Here is a 16,860-nt window from a genome sequence, read left to right on the forward strand (position 1 = left end):
CCTTAGTTTACCATGTCCCCCTTCAATCTGAATAGTTTTATTTAACGAATGATTCACATTTTCCTTAAAGGATAAAGTTATACATACTTATCCAGCACATACAAAGTCAAAAGATGCAACACGTTATCTGTCATGATATACAGCCACGGCAGGGGCTTCCCCCGATTGATTCGATTCACATACCAATGTACAAGACCGGTGCGATCCAACAGGTAGTGAGTTCCGTACACCCACAGAAAATGCGGCCAATCCCACCAGCCGGTAAAGACCAAGACGCTCAGTGTCCAGATCAGACAATGCAGATTGCAGGCGATCTCACCTTTTAGCGTCTTCTGCTTTTTGTTGTACGCCATCCAGTCGTTTTGCAAGAGGTAGTCCCCGACCAGATGACCGATGAACCATTCCATCCGCCTACGCCCCTGCTGCTCGCAGCGCGAGGTAGGTCCAGCATGCGGTCACAATATCAAAAACACCGACGAAGGCCGCGATGGACGGAAAGGCGCCGCTCAGCACAAACACCGTGCAAAAGGCAAACACCAGCGGACGTGTATACACGGTCCACCACATGAACTCCCTATGCTCCCTGCGCGCTGCCATAAAATAATACAAGGCTAAAAACAAAGCCATCATCCCAGAGAAGCGAATGAACACCGACGCTTCGCCCGGCACTCCGATTCCGATCAATTCAATCACCGTATTTGGCCAAATGAGGCAACTCATGCTGAGAATTAACAGGTAAATGCCAAATACGAACATGCTTTTCGCTGCACTGGTCATGTTTTCGCTCCCTCGTTGCTCCAATATTCGTCGTATCCAAATTCCAGACAATGCACACAGCGCTCGACATAGACCTGGGCCGATTGGTCATGTGGATTATGACGCAAACACTCGTCAAAGAGCGCTTTGGCCCCGACGAACTCCTGCTCCTGATACAACCGAACACCTTGTTCAAAAATCGGCTTGGTGCTTTGCTTCCCATCCCTGACGACCTGTGGATCGGCATCAAACACCTCATAGACGGAAACCGCTTCCGTCTTGCCCTTCACTTTCACACGGTCGATGATGCGAATCTGATAACGGTCTGGGTCTTGCAGGCGCGACAACGTCTGTTCTGAAATCAACAGCTGTACGCGGTACCGCTTGGTCAGTCCTTCCACGCGTGAAGCCAAGTTGACCGCATCGGAGATGACAGTCGAATCCATCCGGTTGTCGCCACCCAGCGTTCCAAGCATCAACAGCCCGCTGTTGATCCCGATGCCAAGCCCGATCTCCTGTTGCCCCGCCCGCCTGCGCGCTGCGTTGAACAAGGAGAGGCGCTTGAGCATGGACAAAGCGGCACGCACCGCATCATCCGCTCCTTGATCAAAAAGCGACATGATCGAATCCCCGATAAACTTATCAATAAATCCGTGATTTTCGGTGATCGCAGGCTCCATCTGGCTCAAAAATTCGTTGAGAAACTTAAAGTTCTCCTCTGGCGACATCTGCTCCGACAGCGTGGTAAAGGAACGGATGTCAGAAAACAGCACCGACATCTCCGTTTGCACGTAGTCGCCGAGCCGCACGTCGATGATGCTCTTTTTCTCCAAAAAGCGCAGAAACTGGTGTGGAACGAACTTCCCGTAGGCCCGATTCAGTTCGACCTGTTGGTTGTACAGTTTGGCATTCTCGATGGAGACGGCGATCTGGGATGACAGCAGGCCCATCACTTCCAGACGCGAGGAGGTGAACGCGTGGGTGGTCAGGTTGTTTTCCAGATAGAGCACGCCGACGAGCTTGCCCTGATTCAAAATCGGCATGCCGAGGATCGACTTCGGTTTGTTTTGCAGGATGTACGGATCTTTGGCAAACATGTCGGCCTCCATCGCATCATGCAGCACGACCGCTTCGCGCATCCGTCTGACATATTGGACCACAGAAGTTGCCAGATTTGGACTATCGCGGTATGGCGTGCCTTGCAAAACGCGCACCGTGTTGTCACCTGTTGTCCGTTCCGCTTCGATCAACAGACCGCCTTCCGCCTCGATCAGCAGAATGCCCTTTTCCGCCCCCGCGTTTTCGACGACGATGTGCATCATGTTTTCGAGCAATTTGTCTAACACGATCTCTCCCGAGATCGCGCCGGCTGCCTTCATCACGGTAATCAGATCGATCTTCTGCACCGAATTACCACCTGTTGTGCTGAAGCTCCCCACGCTTGTCGCCGCCACTTCGAGCGACGCTTCATGCTCAAAACGGGTCGCCAAAAGATGCGGATACGCTTGATCAAGCTGCTTGACTTTCGCCACCGCGCCCCATTTGAGGTAGCCGTACACGGCCTCCGTCATATACATCTTTGCGATCTTATGCTTGGTGCGTGATAGGTAGAACTTGGCCGCGCATTCATTGGCGAGCGCGACATTGTTCTGGAATTCATGCCGTTCTGCCGATTCGATCGCTTGGTCGTACAGCGTCATCGCCCGCTGGTCGTTGTTCGCGATTCGCGCCATCTCTGCTTTGACGAGCAAATATTTGTGCTCGGTGTTATGCGGTGCAAATCGGGCCCATTTTTTCAACTTGCGACAGTTTTTCTTGAGCTGTTTCCAATAGGCGCGCCGCTCTATTGGGGACACGTTCCCGTAGTCGGCTGCCATCGCCAGCGAATAGATGAAATAATGCTCGGGTACGTGCGGCTGAGCCATCGAGGCGGCAATAATCTTCTCCCCCTCACAGGACAGTCGCACCGCCTCAGATGGACGATCGTACAGCACACACAGCTTCGCTTTGACAAAATAGTACCAGTTGAGCTGATGCAGCCCTGCCTCCGTTTTCAACCGCTCCAGATAGGCTTCTTCCTGAAAATCATCGTCTGACAGACTGAGCAGACTGTCGGTGCGTCCGCGCAGATTTTGTACGAACGCTTTTAAGATCAGGTAATTGCTGACATGGTCATGAATCTTAGACCGCTTGGCAAAATCGAGATAGGTGCGGACTTCGCGATCGAGGGCGTCCAGTTGCGCACCGTGCATCACCATGCAGTTAATCATCTGCAAGGCCGAGAAAAAAGCTTGAATCAGATCGCCCGACTCCAGCGAGCGCTGGTGGGTTTGACGAAACATCTCGGCACAGGCTTGCAGGTGTTCTTTCCAATGCATCGTGAACAGTGCAAAAGAAAAGTCGCTCTTGTGCTTGAGCGGTGCAAAGTATTTGTCGTTGAGCTCCGTCGCCAACTTCCCATATCGATAGCCATTTTCGACATCGCCAAGCATCGTGCCGAGCAGTACACCATAGCCGCCATAGGCGATGCTGGACGCGATCGAATTGCCATGCCTGACCGTCATGTTCAGCACTTTTAGATTGAGCATGGCGAAATGCTCCGGATTCACAAAATAAAACGCGGTCGCGATGTTGAATATCTGCTTCATCGCCTCGTCCCAATACGGATCTTTCAAGAGCGGCAGGTTGAGCAATTCCTCGTGGCTGCGCTTGCGCAGGTTCCATTTCGCTTTGATCACTTCAAGCAGGAACGAGATCGGTCCTGCCTCATCTGAAAGTTTGACGCCGAGCATGCGAATGCTCTGCAGTCCTTGCTTGATCGCCTCTTCGTATTCGCCCAGGTTGATCAGCAACAGGGTTTTGATGTTGTAGACCCTGACCTGCTCCAGCCTCGTCTTGGCGTTGGCGAGGATCAGGTCGAAAAGCTGTTCGGCCCGCTCCAAGTTGCCACACAGGTACTCAACTTCCGAACACTCCAAATACAGTTGCATCGTCAACTCATACTGCTGCCCCCAAGCATCAGCGGGCAGCAGATCGATTCCTTGCGAGAGGTATTTCAGGGCTGGATCATAGGCGATGGAAGCTTTGGCGCGCTGTCCAGCCGTCAGATTGAGGGCGATCAGCTCTAAAGTCTCCTCCCCGATCTGGATCAGCTCCACCCCTTCGTTCAGGTGGTTGACCATATCGAACAGGCGCTCTTCCAGTTCCACTTTTCCCGTGCGGGCGAGCAGCAGACGTCCGATTTGCAAGTGCACCGCTTGGCGTCGCTCCTCCGTCAGCATGGCATAGGCCGCTTGCTGGACGCGATCGTGGAGAAATTTGAAGGAGACAGATAAGTCCTCACCTTCGGCGCGACCAAAGCTGTAGAGAAATTTGTAGTCGGTGCCAATCGGTTCAAGGAAGCCTTCTTGCAGGGCAGGCCAGAGTTCGTCGGCCGCTTGGTGACTCGAAAGCCCGACTGTCTGTGCTAACGTATGCAGATCAAAGGAACTGCCGATACAGGCGGCGACTTGCAGCATCTGCTGGGTATTCTCCCGCAATCCTTTGATCTTTTGCAGCATGAACTCGACCACATTGTCGGTGATGTCCGCATTTTCGATGCGCGGTGCATCCCAGGTCCATCGTCCGAGCGCCGAATCGAAGGCGATCATCTTTTGGGCATACAGCGCCTGCAAGAATTGCCGGGCGAAAAACGGGTTGCCGTTCGTCTTTTGCAAAACGAGCCGAGTGAGCGGAGCCGCCTGCTCCGCTGTACTACCGAGCGTGTCGGCGAGCAGATCGCCCATATGCTCGGGGCTCAGTGGGCGCAGCGTGATCTGTCGGTAAGGGCGCTGCTTTTGGCGCAGTCCATCCAGCATCCGCATCAGACGGTGGCCAGAGGTGACTTCGTTGTCGCGATAAGCGCCGATAAACAGAAGATACGCGGTCGCCGGGTCGCTCAGCAAATAGTCGATCATCGTGAACGAGGCCGGGTCGGCCCACTGCAGGTCGTCTAAAAAGAGCACCACAGGATGCTCGCGCTTGCAAAAAACGCTGAGCAGCTTCTGCATGGTCAGTTGGAAACGGTTTTGCGTTTCTTCGGGCGGCAGTTTTTGCACGTCAGGCTGTTTGGAGATGATCAGTTCCAGCTCGGGGACGACGTCGGTCATCACCTGACCGTTGTTGCCAAGCGCAAGCAAAATTTTGTCGCGCCACTGGGTGATCTCCTCTTCACTTTGGGTGAGCAGTTGGTTCATCAAGTTTTTCATCGCGAGAATCAGCGCGTGGTACGGAATGTGGCGCTTGAACTGGTCAAATTTTCCGCTGATGAAAAAACCGTTCTCCGCGACGACCGAAGCGTGGATTTCATGGACAAAAAAGGACTTGCCGATGCCGGAAAAACCGGACACGAGCAACAATTCGCTCGTGCCCTGCGCGGCACGGTCAAAGGAGGTACGCATCGCTGCGATATCCTGACCGCGCCCGTACAATTTTTCCGGGATGCGGAAGATTTCCGATTGATCTTGCTCACCGATTGAAAACTCACCGATCACACCATACTTCTGCAAACGTTGGCGGCAGATTTCTAAGTCTGCTTTCAGACCATATGCACTTTGGTAGCGGTCTTCCGCGTTTTTGGCAAGACAGCGCATGATGATGTCAGAAATGGCCTTTGGAATGCCGATGTTCCACTCATAGGGCTCTTGTGGCCGCTTGGCGATCTGGCAGTGGATCAGTTCCACCGGGTCTTGCGCCACATGCGGCAACTGCCCGGTGAGCATCTCATAAAAGGTCACGCCAAGCGAATAAAAGTCGGTCCGATAGTCGGTGACGCGGTTCATTCGCCCAGTCTGCTCCGGTGACATGTAGGCGGGCGTGCCTTCGAGCAGCGTGGGGTTGATCATCTCCGTCTTCTCGCTGATCAAAAGGGAGGCGATTGAAAAATCGGTCAGTTTCACGATGCCCTTTTCCAGCGCGACGATAATATTATGCGGCTTGATGTCTTTATGGACGATCTGCTGCTGATGCAAAAAGCGTAGCGTTTCGGTAAGCGATATGGCGATGTCGAGAAATTGGTGCAAGTTCAGCCGCTTCTGCTGCATGAGCTCGCTCAACGACTCACCGCCAAAATCCTCCAGCACCAGCACGACGCCGTTACCCCGCGTCTCCAGCGCCAAGGGCCGAACGATTCCGTCGCAATCGAGACTGCTGGCAATTTCATACTCGCGCTTCCAACGGACGACTTCCTGCAAAGGGGGGTATTCCGTTTTCATCGCCTTTATGATTGCGGTCTGCCCAGACTGCACGTTGCGACCGCGATAGACCAACGATTTACTGCCCTCGGCAATCTGCCCAAGAATGCGGTACCCTGCGATCGAAAACATAGCACTCCCCCCTTATGTATGTCTGACACGAAATTAAAAGATGTGCAAAATTGTTTTGCCGTCCCACGGCAGTCCTTTATCGAAGCGCTCTTGGTCATGTTTTTGCCAGATCTTGAACAGTTTGTGTTCATACATCTCAAAGATTTCACAGCGCTTGGCCTTTGATTCTGCCGTGTCGAGAATGGCGTTGACAGCGCGGCGAGCCGCCTCATTCGCCCCTTCCATCGTCGCGAGATCGGTGTTGGTGCGGACATAGTCGGAGGCGAGGAACAGGTTGGAGATCGTGGTGCTCGCTTCCGGGCGTTGCGTCCAAGTGCCTACTTTGTTGATCAACAACGGTTCGAGGTTAATCTTGTCGCGCGGGTTGATGAAGGCGATGTTTGGATCGAGGAATGTGGTATGAATCATGTCGTCACGCAGATGGATTTCATCTCCGTGGTTCAAGCTCTGTTTCAACTGGGCCCACACTTCATTGCGCAGTTGCAAGTAGTCGCATTCCATCGCAGTCAACCCGTTTAGACCTGGCATGTTCCAGTCGGAGATATCGACGGAGAGAATATCGACCACTCTGCCGTCGCCAAATTGACGCATGTCGATGTGCGGCCAGAATTGGGCCTGCGAGACGGAGGTGAGCGCCCATTGCGAGTCCATGTACAACACGTGGCCTTCGATGATCGGTGCAGGCTCTGTCAAGAAGAACTGCATGCCGGTCATCCAGTCCACCGACAGCGACAATTGTTTGAGGAAAAATAAGGTCGGGTCGGCCAAGAGCATCTCATCGGTCAGCAGGCTGGCCAACACTTCGACCGGAAGCGCAGAAATGTAGTAGTCGGCCGTCACTTCGTGTTTGACACCGTTTTCGACGATTGTCGCACCCGTGATCACGCCATCTGTACAGTGGATGCTGGTCACATCTGCATTTAGGCGGTACTCGACCCCTTGTTCGCGCAAGAAGGAAAGCCACGGATCGATCCAGACATCGTTGGTCGGACCGTTTAACACGCGGTCGTTTTTCATGCCCGGCGTGATCATGTCGAGAATCAGTTCAGCACCGACGTTGCCAACCGTTTTCGTGCTCGCTTCATGCGCTTTGGCGGCGACGAGCGTGCGGGTAAGCGCCGTGAACAGCTTCTGATAAGCTTCAGAATGCTGTTCCGCCTCAATGAAGCCCCACCACGGGATCTGCTCATACTCCTGTACTTTGCGGTCGTGGCAAGAGGTGATAATTTGCCAGAGTTTCGAAGCGGCCAGTTCCATCTCGTCGATCGACAGACCGAGGTCCGCGTCAAACATCGATTTGATGATGTCGATCACATCGTCAAGCGAAGTCGGAAAGTTGGCGACAAACTCGGTCAGCGGCAAATCATACCGAGCCAGTCCCATGCGCGGGGCGTGGACGAGGTTGTCAAAGACCGTTTTTTCTTTGCCGTTTCGGTCGATATAAGGGATGCGCTGCATCGTATCGGTCACATGTTTGTAGAATCCAGGGAAAAAACGGAACCCATGCTCGCCGGGAAGGTCTTTTCTGCCCTCTTTACCCGACCCGTACACCGGGATGCTGCGCGCTTTTCCACCAGCAATGTGTTTGTATTCATAGACGACAACATCAAATCCGCGCTGGATCAGTTCATGCGCGGCCGTCATCCCGGCGACTCCGCCGCCAAAGATCACAACTTTTTTATTGGTCGAACTCTTCTGATTCATAAAGTGGAATGATCTCCCTTCATTAGTTCTTCTTGGAGAAGAAACCTAATAACCCCACTCTATTTATATCATCAAACGGCTAGATGCTAAATAATAAATTTGTCAGGTTAAGTGGATTTTTGTAGAAAGTAGTCATCACGACAGAAAAAAGCTCCCCGCAAGGAGGAGCTGAAGCGACTAGTCGGAACCGTTGAGGTACGTTTGGATGTCGGCGTGGGTAAACGCTTTCCCGACCGCAGTGCCTGGGTTGAGCACAATTTTGACGTCTGGCGTTGCCGATGCGAAAATGTTGGTGGCTCGGAGAAGGATACAGGTGGGCTCTGCGTCAAACAGACTGCGCAGGTGGTCAGAAGCTGAGAAGACAGGAAGAACCGTCTCGCCGCCGACCTCAAAATGTGTGAGGTAGATCGTCGAATTGTCACTTGGGCAGACGGTGCCGTCTTCCTCGATGCGCGCGCTTTCTATGTGCCCGAGCACGTAGAGGTTGGATTGAAACAGTTGACGGTAGAAGTGCGGCTCCAGCTTGGGGTCTTGTTGGGCTTGCAGCAGAGCTTGATCCAATGGGACAACAACATGTTCATGGCTCTCGTCCAAGCGACAGCCTCCTTCGATCCTTTGCGTTACTCAACAACCTGCCCGCTTTGCACAAGCTGCAAGAGCGTCTGGCTATCGTTGCTCGACGGATCTTGCAGCACCGCTTGGGCGAGTCGTTTGAGCCACTGGCCGACGTGCGGGCCTTCCTCGATGCCGCAAGCGATCAGATCAAGTCCGGTGAGGGCAAGATCTGAGGTTCCCCAGATCGGCTGGCGTTTGCGGTGTTCTTCGGCGAGGGCGGTCCAGTAATCGAGCCGCTGTGCGTCGTGCATGACAGCGTAGAGCAAGCATTTACGCCAGATCGCACCATAGCCATGCGTGAACAAGAGCTGGCGCCAGCGCAGGTCGTTCCAATCGACGGGCGACTCCGCTTGCAAGGCGTACTGTTCACGAATCTCGCGTTTCAGCGCGGTGGACAGTTTGAGTCCTTGCAGATTTTTTTCCATGCGCGGCTCGTCCGTTTCGATGGCGAAAAAAATCAAGCAGTAACGAAGCGCGAGGTCGGGTGGAGACAGCGCCGTCCATGCTGCGGCGCGTTCCCATCGCGCGACCGCTAACGTGGGGCGGGAGAAAATAGAGCGCAAGGTGTCTGTCTGCCGGAGCAGGTCGAGCGCCGTGTCCGGGTGGGACAGCAACATTTTGTGCCACTCCTCGCGGATGCGCTCGCGAGAGATCTGCCGCAAGCGGTACGATTCCTCGCGAATCGCCTGCAAGGTCTCCTCTTCGATCACAAATTGCAGTTGCACAGCAAACCGAATGGCGCGAAGCATGCGCAACGCGTCCTCTTCAAAGCGCAGCAACGGGTCGCCAACCGCTCGAATCCGCTTCTCCAACAGGTCTAACTGCCCGTCAAACGGATCGTGCAACGTCCCGTCCCGCCCCAATGCCAGCGCGTTGATCGTCAAATCACGGCGTGCCAAATCGTCCAACAGCGAACGGACAAACACCACTTCGCTCGGTCTCCGCCCATCCTTATACTCACCATCCGTTCGAAAGGTCGTCACTTCGAATTGAAGATCAGCTTCGCACACCGTGACAGTTCCGTGCTTCATACCGATCGGAAGCGTGTGCGGAAACAAAGCCAACACCTCTTCCGGTCGGGCCGAGGTCGTGATGTCATAGTCGTAAATCGGCCGTTGTAACAGTTTGTCCCGCACGCAGCCGCCGACGAGATACGCCTCATGCCCGGCCTGCTCGAGCGCCTCCACCACCTGCCAAGCCACAGCTTCCGTCCGATCCACAACATCACCCCCCTGTCCCATTCGTCGCGCTCCCCGCTCGCTTAGCTTTGCTGACGACTTTCACGCCATGCCAAGTCGCCGCGGTCGAGCGCTTTGACAAGAATTTCTGCAGTGCCCATGTTGGTGGCGACCGGGATGTCATGTACGTCGCAGAGGCGGAGCAAAGCGAGGATGTCCGGCTCATGCGGCTGGGCCATCAACGGGTCGCGGAAGAACAGCACGAGGTCCATGCGGTCCTCAGCGATCAATGCCCCGATCTGCTGGTCTCCGCCTAGCGGTCCGGACAGGAATCGATTGATCGTAAGTCCTGTCGCCTCATGAATGCGCAGCCCTGTCGTGCCGGTCGCATACAGGGTCGCTTTGGCAAAGATATGCTGATAGGCGATCACAAAATTGATCAAGGTCTCTTTCTTGCGGTCATGTGCGATTAGTGCGATGTTCATCGGGACCCCTCCGTCCGTTAAAAGAGCAAGTTTTCCAGACCGTAGACCATGCCCTCATATTTCATGACTTCTTTGCAGGACAGAACAACGCCCGGCATGAACGACTCGCGGTTGATCGAGTCATGGCGAATCGTCAGCGTCTGCCCGAGGCCGCCGAAGATCACCTGTTGGTGCGCCACATAGCCTGGCAATCTCACACTATGCACGCGCATGCCTTCGATTTCACCACCGCGCGCGCCTGCGATGCTCTCATGCTCGTTCGGATGGCCCTGTCCCATCTGTTCCCGCGCTTGGCTGATCAACTCCAACGTCTTGATCGCCGTGCCAGAGGGCGCGTCCAACTTCTGATCGTGGTGCATCTCAATGATCTCCACATGCGGCAAAAAGCGGGCCGCCTCGGCCGCAAAGCGCATCATCAAAAGGGCTCCGATCGCGAAGTTCGGAGCGATCACCCCGCCGATTCCTCGCTCTTTACAAGCCTGATCCCAAGCTGCGATCTCCTCGGGTGTCATCCCCGTCGTGCCGACGACAGGTCTTACGCCGAACTGAATCGCCTTGTCGATATTCCCTTTCATCACCGCAGGCGTCGTGAAGTCAACCATCACGTCCGGCTTCGTCTCGACGAGAGTCTTCTCCACATCGTTGGAAAATTGCACGCTGCCCGCATCGACGCCGAGCACGTCCGAGACCGACACGCCGTCCAGCGTCCGATCGACAGCTCCGACCAATTCCAACTCCTCATCTTTCAAAATTGCCTGTACCGTTTCGCGGCCCATCCGGCCTTTGGCACCGATGACGACCACGCGAATTTTTTCTGCCATCTCAATCTCGTTCCCCTTTCCTTACTCCGCGTCCTTGCGCGTCCAGCGATTCGCATCGCGCGTGTTGAACTTGTGCATCACTGCGCGGTGCGCCTCCTCCAAATCGATACCAAGCGAATTGGCCATACAGGTGATCACAAAGATCATATCTGCCAGTTCCAACGCGATCGAACCGTCCGCCTCTTCCGCTCTCTTCGGTTTCTGACCGTGCGTGTGATTGACCTCGCGCGCGAGCTCGCCCAGTTCTTCTGTCAACCGCACGACCAAAGTCATCGGATGAAAATAACCTTCTTTAAATTGTGAGATGTAGTCATCTACATCTTTTTGCATCTCTTTGATTGTCAGGTCTGCCATACGCCTTGCCTCCTCAACTTGATCTTTTTTATAGAGTACCATAACTTTCCCCGATGGACGAATCCGTTCATAATGCAGGCGGGTCGTCCATATGAATGGGTAAGGGTAGTCCGTATTTTGACATGAAAAAGGAGATGAGGCTCACAATGTCCACTGCGCCGAAGCGTTCGTCAACAACGATCTTGGCCACCGTGGTCGTCTTTCTGACCTTGTCCTTGGTGTTGTACCCGCAAGAAGGGTTCAAAGCCGGGGTTGATGGGTTAAAGCTCTTCTGGGACGTTGTCTTCCCGTCCCTCTTGCCGTTCTTCATCCTCTCCGAACTGCTGCTCGGCGTAGGCATCGTGCATGCGCTCGGAGTGTTGCTCGAACCGCTGATGCGCCCGCTGTTCTCCGTACCAGGAGTCGGTGCGTTCGCCCTTTCGATGGGCCTGGCCGCCGGCTACCCGATGGATGCGGTCATCACGTCCAAATTTCGAAAGAACAAACTGTGTACCCGGATTGAAGGGGAACGGTTGCTCGCCTTTACCAATACGGCCGATCCGCTCTTTATGTTTGGCGCCGTGGCAGTCGGGATGTTTCACTCGCCGCAGCTCGGGATGCTGCTTGCTATCGCCCATTACATATCGGCTTTGCTGGTGGGCATCACCTTTAAATTCTACGGAGTGCGCTCCGAACATCGCCACATCGAAGCGGATATCGTCCGCGCCGACAAAGTGAAGGGTAACATTTTCAAACGCTCGTTCGGTGAAATGATGCGCGCTCGCGAAGAAGACGGGCGCACGCTTGGCAAACTGCTTGGCGATGCGGTCAATGACTCGGTGAAAACTCTGCTGATGATTTGTGGCTTTATCATCTTTTTCGCCGTGCTGTTCAAAGTGCTGTCCCTCTCCGGTATCGTTCCGATTCTGGCCCTGCCGATCGAGATGATCTTCCGCATGATCGGTCTCGATCTCGGTCTCGTGCAATCGTTTGTCGCCGGCATTTTCGAAATTGACATCGGTTCAGCGATGGCCGCACAAACGAGCGCGCCGCTGATCGAACAGTTGATCATCGTCTCCTTCATCATCGCTTGGTCCGGTCTGTCCGTGCATGCACAGGTCGCTTCTGTGCTCACCGGTACCGACATCCGCATGACTCCCTACGTGGTGGCCCGCCTCCTACACGCGGTGCTGGCAGGTGCGCTCACCTTGATTTTCTACAACATGGGTTGGGGTCAGACTGCCACCGAAGTGTTCGCACCGATCATGCCGATGTTGGCAGCGGTCGCCGACCCGAGCATGCAACATTGGGGACTTTCCTTAATCGTACTGAAAAACTGGTTCCTGATCTTTGGCGCTGTCATCTTGCTCGCATTGACCATTCATTTCTTTAAAAGCGCGCGCTTCGTGGCGTGGAGTTCCCGCTCTGAGCGGCGCTAAGCTTGACACGACAAAACCCCTTTCGTCCGAAAGGGGTTTTGTCGTGCCGTTAAAACTTGAACAAGAACTGTGTGAACAGTTGGTCGAGCAAGATCAAGCCACCGAGCAGCCACACATACCAGGCGAACATGCGCATTCCGCGTTTGACGATCAACGAAATCATGTACTTGATGGCAAAATAGCCGGCCACCGCTGCGGTCAACGTGCCGATGATCTCCGTCGCGCCGATCGTCATCCCCTGCTCGATCGCATCGCTCAGGTCGAACACTCCAGCACCAATGATGACGGGGATTGACATCAGAAATGAAAATTTGGCCGCAAACTCCCGGTCGAGGCCGCGCATCAAGGCCCCCATGATCGTCAGTCCCGAGCGTGACAGCGCTGGCATGATCGCAGCGCCTTGCAGCGTCCCGATGAGCAACGCGTCCACATAGCCCATCTCGCGCTCTTTTTTGAAGCCTTTGCGCACCGTGTCGGCCCACCAGATCACACATCCGGTGATGATAAATTCCATGCCGATCGTGCTCCCCGACGCGAAGACCGCATCAAAATAGTCTTTGAACAGGAAGCCGATCAAAGCGGTTGGGACCGAACCTGCGAGAATCAGGCGACCCATCTTGCCAAACGGGTTCTTGATCAACTCACGAATGTCACGCCAAAAGACGGCAAAGACGGCGAGCAAGGTGCCCAAGTGCAGCAGAATATCAAAGGTTAAGGCTCCTTCCTCAAGACCGAACAGCCGTTGAAACAAGACCAGATGACCCGAGCTTGAGATCGGCAAAAATTCGGTCAGGCCTTGTACCACTCCGAGGAATATCGCCTCCCAAAGAGACAACTGCCTCCCCTCCTCACACAAACCAGTATTTTGTCCTGTATATCTCCTATGCTCGTACAATCAAAAGCATGATTTCAGGTTTTTCATAATATGGTTGCTAGTAAGGGGGGAATCCGCTATGAATGGAACCGAGTTGAGACTTTCTCTGCAAATCGCCTTTACCTACATCGGAACGGTCGTCGGTGCCGGGTTTGCTTCCGGACAGGAGATTTTGCAGTTTTTTACTTTGCTAGGTCCGATGGCCTACCCTGCCATCCTCCTCGCTGTGGCCTTGTTTGCTTGGGTGGGTGTGCAAATGCTGATGCTTGGGCATAAACTGCGCGCCCGCTCCTATCGCGAAATGACCGCCTATCTGTTCGGCAGGAAGCTCGCCACCCTGATCGATGTCGCGATGATGGTGATGCTGTTCTTCGTCACGGTGGCAATGCTGGCAGGTGTTGGCGCGCTGTTCGAAGAGCAATTGCACCTTTCGTTTCAGATCGGCGTCCTCTTGACGATGGTACTGACTTACCTGACAATCCTGCGCGGCATGAAAGGCATCATGGCCGCCAACACGATCATCGTGCCGCTGATGCTGTTTGTGGTGATCATGATCTTCATACAGAGCTTCATGCAAACGGAGTACAAGCCGACCTTCGCACCCACCACCACGATTCACAACTATTCGTGGATCTTGTCTGCCGTCTCTTACGCGGCGCTCAATTTGGGACTTGCCGTGTCGGTGCTCGTGCCGATGGGCGGCGAGATGAAAAACACCAAGGTGCTCCAACTGGGCGGACTGCTCGGCGCGCTCGGACTCGGTATCATGCTTCTCGGCGCCCAGTACGCGATGTCAACACGAATGCCATTGATCGCCGAATATGAAGTGCCGATGGGGTTTCTATCCTCCACCTTTTCACCGCTGATGCAAGGAGTGTTTATCGTGGCGCTGTGGGGGGAAATCTACTCGACCTTGATCGCCAACGTGTTTGGTCTTCGCTCCCAACTCACCAATTCGCGCAACAGCACGCAAAGCTCGCTGATCACCATCGTCATTCTCACCGCCGCATTCTTCGTCGCCCAGATCGGATTTTCCAACATCGTGCACTACCTGTATCCCGTCTTTGGCTACGTCAGTCTGCTGTTATTGCTGCTGTTGCTGTGGCCACGGCGCATCGCGTTCAAAAAATGATAGGGGCTCGGCAGGTATGACCTCATTCGATACTCCCAGGTAGCGGCCGCGAACATACAGCCGATCTATATCCCAAAAGTCCAAACCGGCACTGCCCATCCGTTTCTCATGCTGCGTGCTCAAAGCACCGCCAGCAACATCCGATTCATGACGTACACGGACCACCCAAAGCTCGTGAGCTAGAAATCAAACTGGATTCATAAGTCCCCGCCGTTTAGTTGGCGGGGACTTATGAATGGCTCCGCAACTTTGCTGAACCGTATAAAACTTACAGAACCGTTCAATAAGCTGGTCACGACAACATCGAGCAATCATACAGTTGTTCTGAAAATGTTCTCGGTCTATAATGGGAAATACGGACACTCATAGAGTTTCTTGGACAGATTAACATGATATGACATTCTTAACAGGTATGTTGTCAAGAGAAGGGTGGTGCCTTTGGCCATCTCATGATCAAGGAAACCGTTTTAGAGCTCGTGACTACCTATGGATACCTCGGTCTATTTGTCTCGTTGGTTTTAGGTATCGTCGGCCTGCCGATCCCCGATGAGATCTTGATGACCTATTGCGGTTACTTAGTCTCTCAAGGCACGATGAACTATGTTGCCACGTTGGCTACGGCAATTTCTGGAAGCATCGTGGGCATTTCCACATCCTATTGGTTAGGCTTTCGCTTTGGCCTGCCCCTCGTCGAAAAGTACGGACGCCGCGTCGGAATCAACGAAAAGCGCTTGAACATCGTCAATCGCTGGTACAACCGCTTTGGAAAATTTGTCCTGGTGATCGGATACTTCATTCCTGGCATCCGACATGTGACCGCGTTTACAGCCGGCATGTCGCGCATGCCTTTTGCTTCCTTTGCCGTGTATGCCTACACAGGCGGCTTGATCTGGTCGCTGACCTTCATCACGCTTGGCAACCTGCTTGGCGTACATTGGACAAAGGTGGCGGAGTTAACCCACCAGTTGATGTTTTGGATCGTGGCAGTGGTGGTCGGCTGCGCAATCCTCTACGGAATTTGGTTCTATTTGCGCAAAAAGCGCAACAAAGTCGAGTAAAAGCCTTCCCAGCAGTTCGGGAAGGCTTTTTGCTGTCCTCAAGCCCTCACAACAGGTCATTGAGACTGGCGATGAAGTTGTTGACCGCATGCAGCCAGATCGGGGCCCAGAGAGAGCCTGTGATCCGGTAGAGGACACTGAATAACACGCCCATCAGGAAGATTGGGAGAAACAAGACCGGATCGGCGTGGATGAGTGAAAATGCGAGCGCCGAACCAAATACGCCGGTGTAGACACCCCACCGGGCGGTAAGTACCGATTGCAACACTCCACGAAACAGCAGTTCCTCCCCGATCGGCGCAATCACCGCCGTCGCCAAGAGCGGCAACATGGCCATCAACATGCCGAGCGCTTTCGCATCGTTCAATTCCTGCGAGATGTTTTTCTCGCGGTACGAGTTGGTATCGATGCCCACCCACTCCGAAAGGGTGGTTGTGGCAAGCGACATCGCGTACACGAAAATGAAAAACATCAGGACATAGCCGATCATTTTCCACGAGATCACCGGACGTTGCAACCCGACCTCATGAGACGACTTGCGAAAATACAACGGAATGACCAGCATCGCTGCGACCTGCATCGACACCCCACCTAAAGCGCTGGCTCCAGGTGACGTCCGAAACCAATCGGGAATCAAGTCAGCAACAGCAAAATAGTACAGAAACACGCCCCCGTAAAACATCAACCCGACCCAGCCAAACGAAAGTGACAGATCGCGCAGGGTCAGTCTGCTACGACCCGCTTTTTGTGGTTTTGTGATGCGCGTTTTGATCGCATAACCGCCGATGAACACCAACAGGCCGAGCAACACGAACAGCAGAGCCAACAGGGACCAGATCGGCGCGATCTTTTCCGCTTGGAGGAGCACTTGCCATTTGCCCTGCTCGTCACGGACGAAAGTCATCGTTGACAGCGTGAGCAAGACATCTTGTAAAAATGCCCAGACCAGCAGGATGGCCCCGGTCAGCTGTACGTTCCGCGCGAATTTTCGATTCATCCCCCGCCCTCCTTGATTTATTTTCAAAACTCAAGATTGCGTCTATTCCCAGCCACCTTGTTAGAAATTTCAGTGCTAGGTACACTAGTACCATCCTCATTGAAC

At 54.0% G+C, this 16,860-nt stretch carries 14 protein-coding genes; 3 read left to right on the top strand and 11 right to left on the bottom strand.

Annotated elements, in window-relative coordinates:
- Positions 1–77: 77 nt before the first annotated feature.
- From CIG75_RS11325 to CIG75_RS11365, 9 genes are all read right to left on the bottom strand, one after another.
- A complete protein-coding gene (locus CIG75_RS11325; protein ID WP_094236758.1) occupies positions 78–407 on the bottom strand; it encodes a DUF3307 domain-containing protein in 330 nt (109 codons plus the stop codon).
- Between the two features lie 4 nt (positions 408–411).
- Positions 412–777 carry a hypothetical protein gene (locus CIG75_RS11330; protein ID WP_094236759.1) on the bottom strand — a complete coding sequence of 122 codons (366 nt, stop codon included), beginning with the start codon at positions 775–777 and terminating at the stop codon, positions 412–414.
- Positions 774–6,119: a protein kinase domain-containing protein gene (locus tag CIG75_RS11335; RefSeq protein WP_094236760.1), complete on the bottom strand. Its 5,346-nt coding sequence runs from the start codon at positions 6,117–6,119 to the stop codon at positions 774–776. Before CIG75_RS11335 ends, CIG75_RS11330 begins: the two co-directional genes overlap by 4 nt.
- A gap of 33 nt (positions 6,120–6,152) precedes the next feature.
- Positions 6,153–7,823, bottom strand: a complete 1,671-nt coding sequence (locus tag CIG75_RS11340; RefSeq protein ID WP_094236761.1) for a hydroxysqualene dehydroxylase — start codon at positions 7,821–7,823, stop codon at positions 6,153–6,155.
- Positions 7,824–8,000: 177 nt separating this feature from the next.
- Positions 8,001–8,417 (bottom strand): SseB family protein, encoded by a 417-nt coding sequence (locus tag CIG75_RS11345; RefSeq protein WP_157729520.1) that lies wholly within the window; start codon positions 8,415–8,417, stop codon positions 8,001–8,003.
- A 26-nt stretch (positions 8,418–8,443) separates the two neighbouring features.
- Positions 8,444–9,658, bottom strand: coding sequence for a CCA tRNA nucleotidyltransferase (locus CIG75_RS11350; RefSeq protein WP_157729521.1), 1,215 nt, complete (start codon positions 9,656–9,658; stop codon positions 8,444–8,446).
- Between the two features lie 41 nt (positions 9,659–9,699).
- Entirely contained in the window at positions 9,700–10,101 is a 402-nt protein-coding gene (mgsA, locus tag CIG75_RS11355) for a methylglyoxal synthase (protein WP_094236764.1), read from the bottom strand.
- 17 nt (positions 10,102–10,118) lie between these two features.
- The gene (dapB, locus tag CIG75_RS11360; RefSeq protein ID WP_094236765.1) at positions 10,119–10,922 is read right to left on the bottom strand and encodes a 4-hydroxy-tetrahydrodipicolinate reductase; all 804 of its coding nucleotides are present in this window, start codon (positions 10,920–10,922) and stop codon (positions 10,119–10,121) included.
- Between the two features lie 21 nt (positions 10,923–10,943).
- Positions 10,944–11,276, bottom strand: a complete 333-nt coding sequence (locus CIG75_RS11365) for a nucleotide pyrophosphohydrolase (protein WP_094236766.1) — start codon at positions 11,274–11,276, stop codon at positions 10,944–10,946.
- A gap of 146 nt (positions 11,277–11,422) precedes the next feature.
- Here CIG75_RS11365 and ylbJ point away from each other — a divergent pair, with 146 nt between their 5' ends.
- Positions 11,423–12,694 (top strand): sporulation integral membrane protein YlbJ, encoded by a 1,272-nt coding sequence (ylbJ, locus tag CIG75_RS11370; protein ID WP_094236767.1) that lies wholly within the window; start codon positions 11,423–11,425, stop codon positions 12,692–12,694.
- Positions 12,695–12,743: 49 nt separating this feature from the next.
- Here ylbJ and CIG75_RS11375 read toward each other — a convergent pair whose 3' ends face one another.
- Entirely contained in the window at positions 12,744–13,529 is a 786-nt protein-coding gene (locus CIG75_RS11375; RefSeq protein WP_094236768.1) for an undecaprenyl-diphosphate phosphatase, read from the bottom strand.
- A gap of 118 nt (positions 13,530–13,647) precedes the next feature.
- Here CIG75_RS11375 and CIG75_RS11380 point away from each other — a divergent pair, with 118 nt between their 5' ends.
- Entirely contained in the window at positions 13,648–14,700 is a 1,053-nt protein-coding gene (locus CIG75_RS11380; protein WP_094236769.1) for a YkvI family membrane protein, read from the top strand.
- A gap of 449 nt (positions 14,701–15,149) precedes the next feature.
- Positions 15,150–15,758: a DedA family protein gene (locus tag CIG75_RS11385; RefSeq protein WP_094236770.1), complete on the top strand. Its 609-nt coding sequence runs from the start codon at positions 15,150–15,152 to the stop codon at positions 15,756–15,758.
- Positions 15,759–15,804: 46 nt separating this feature from the next.
- On the opposite strand, the gene CIG75_RS11390 is transcribed toward CIG75_RS11385, so the two are convergent.
- Positions 15,805–16,755 carry a CPBP family intramembrane glutamic endopeptidase gene (locus tag CIG75_RS11390; protein ID WP_094236771.1) on the bottom strand — a complete coding sequence of 317 codons (951 nt, stop codon included), beginning with the start codon at positions 16,753–16,755 and terminating at the stop codon, positions 15,805–15,807.
- Positions 16,756–16,860 lie beyond the last annotated feature (105 nt).

It is taken from the genome of Tumebacillus algifaecis (assembly GCF_002243515.1).
Classification (GTDB): domain Bacteria; phylum Bacillota; class Bacilli; order Tumebacillales; family Tumebacillaceae; genus Tumebacillus_A; species Tumebacillus_A algifaecis.

What these genes read in the sequence shown, in the direction of transcription:
- CIG75_RS11365 (WP_094236766.1), bottom strand. Translation starts at nt 11,276, where the DNA reads ATGGCAGACCTGACAATCAAAGAGATGCAAAAAGATGTAGATGACTAC.
- mgsA (WP_094236764.1), bottom strand. Translation starts at nt 10,101, where the DNA reads ATGAACATCGCACTAATCGCACATGACCGCAAGAAAGAGACCTTGATC.
- CIG75_RS11385 (WP_094236770.1), top strand. Translation starts at nt 15,150, where the DNA reads ATGATCAAGGAAACCGTTTTAGAGCTCGTGACTACCTATGGATACCTC.
- CIG75_RS11325 (WP_094236758.1), bottom strand. Translation starts at nt 407, where the DNA reads ATGGAATGGTTCATCGGTCATCTGGTCGGGGACTACCTCTTGCAAAAC.
- CIG75_RS11340 (WP_094236761.1), bottom strand. Translation starts at nt 7,823, where the DNA reads ATGAATCAGAAGAGTTCGACCAATAAAAAAGTTGTGATCTTTGGCGGC.
- CIG75_RS11390 (WP_094236771.1), bottom strand. Translation starts at nt 16,755, where the DNA reads ATGAATCGAAAATTCGCGCGGAACGTACAGCTGACCGGGGCCATCCTG.
- ylbJ (WP_094236767.1), top strand. Translation starts at nt 11,423, where the DNA reads ATGTCCACTGCGCCGAAGCGTTCGTCAACAACGATCTTGGCCACCGTG.
- CIG75_RS11330 (WP_094236759.1), bottom strand. Translation starts at nt 777, where the DNA reads ATGACCAGTGCAGCGAAAAGCATGTTCGTATTTGGCATTTACCTGTTA.
- dapB (WP_094236765.1), bottom strand. Translation starts at nt 10,922, where the DNA reads ATGGCAGAAAAAATTCGCGTGGTCGTCATCGGTGCCAAAGGCCGGATG.
- CIG75_RS11335 (WP_094236760.1), bottom strand. Translation starts at nt 6,119, where the DNA reads ATGTTTTCGATCGCAGGGTACCGCATTCTTGGGCAGATTGCCGAGGGC.
- CIG75_RS11380 (WP_094236769.1), top strand. Translation starts at nt 13,648, where the DNA reads ATGAATGGAACCGAGTTGAGACTTTCTCTGCAAATCGCCTTTACCTAC.